The organism is Psychrobacter sp. CAL346-MNA-CIBAN-0220 (genome assembly GCF_040309805.1).
Taxonomy (GTDB): Bacteria; Pseudomonadota; Gammaproteobacteria; order Pseudomonadales; family Moraxellaceae; genus Psychrobacter.
The window spans coordinates 1-1,610 of record NZ_JBEOPF010000020.1 but is presented as its reverse complement, the minus strand read 5'-3'; the positions used below and the strand labels follow the sequence as shown (position 1 = coordinate 1,610).

Below are 1,610 nucleotides of genomic sequence, written 5' to 3'. Positions count from 1 at the left end.
CTCGGAGATGTTTATAATAGACAGACTATCATCTTACGATCCCATAGTTGAAAAAAAACGACATCAAGATTTAATTGCGTTCTCAAGAAAACTACACGAATTAATTTGGACAGCGGCCAAAGTATCAGAAGAAGATAAGCCTCTTTTAGTCAGCGGTACTCTCATTGCACTAATGTATAAGCCTTTTTTACAAACCTATCAAGCTTACGATGCTGATGTTATGCCTAAAAAATGGTTAGAAGCTATCAATGATGTTTTAAATACAGCTGATATTCCTAGAGCTAAGAAAGATACGATGCTTCAACCGTATGCCAATGTAGCGGCGCAACCAAACCTAGGTAAACCAGATGCCAAAATAAAAAAGAAATACCCTCAAGGTGTACTGGCTGAAATTATTGATGAGATTAATGAAAATGTCTGGCCTTTTATTAATGTTTATCATAATTTTGACGTAGTCGGGCATTTTTATGGTGAGTTTCTCAAATACACAGGTGGCGACAAAAAGGCTTTGGGTATTGTATTAACACCTAGGCATATAACCGAACTTTTTTGTGATATTGCTAACGTCACAAAAAAAGATACTGTGCTAGATATATGTGCAGGTACTGGCGGATTCTTAATATCTGCTATGCAAGCAATGTTAAAGCAAGCTGTCACCAATGATGAAAGAGATAGTATTAGAAAAAACCAGTTAATTGGTATTGAAAATAATCCTAAAATGTTTGCTTTAGCAGCAAGTAATATGATTTTAAGAGGAGATGGCAAAGCTAATCTTTATCAAAGCAGCTGCTTTGAGCCATCATTACAGGATAATATTAAGTCGCCAAAAGAAGGGTCAGGCTTAACAATTCCAAATATTGGCTTTCTCAACCCACCTTATGCACAGTCTAAAAGTGACGCAGAGTTGCATGAGCTTTATTTTGTAAAAGAAATGCTAGATATGCTAGAGCAAGGTGGCACAGGGGTCGCAATTATACCCGTAAGTTGCGTTATATCACCAAGTTCTGCAAAGACGGAGATTCTTAACCATCATACTCTTAAAGCTGTGATGTCTATGCCTAGCGAGTTATTTTATCCTGTAGCTACTGTTACTTGTATTGTTGTATTTGAAGCTCACAAACCTCACATGAAAAGTGCGGTTATTAATCCTGATACTAGCGAAATAATTTCTCCTAAGAAGGCGCTTAGAAAAACTTGGTTTGGTTATTGGCGTGACGATGGGTTTGAAAAAACGAAGCATTTAGGTCGTATAGACCTAGATGACAAATGGTTAGAGATTAAAGAGAGGTGGCTTGAGCAGTATAATAATAATGAGGTTCATGCTGGTGAGTCAGTAACAGCATATGTAACTGATGAAGATGAGTGGATAGCAGAAGCTTATTTAGAAACAGATTACTCACAAATCACTCAAGACAGCTTTGAAAAAGTCATCATAGACTATGCTTTATTCAAGCTACTAAACCCTGTGGACTCATCTAATTCTGAGGTGCAGTAATGGCTCAGTTACAGGAAGTTTTTGATGTAAGCTATGGGAGTAAACTTGATTTCAACAAGATGACACAAGTAAAAATGGATATTGATTTTGTTGGAAGATCAGGTAAGAACAACGG

The 1,610-nt window shown here is 36.8% G+C and carries 1 protein-coding gene; it reads left to right on the top strand.

Annotation, left to right across the window (positions count from 1 at the left end):
- Positions 1-1,495 (top strand): N-6 DNA methylase (locus tag AAEY88_RS12495; RefSeq protein WP_350562892.1); only part of this gene is annotated, 1,495 nt, incomplete at its 5' end.
- Positions 1,496-1,610: the final 115 nt, after the last annotated feature.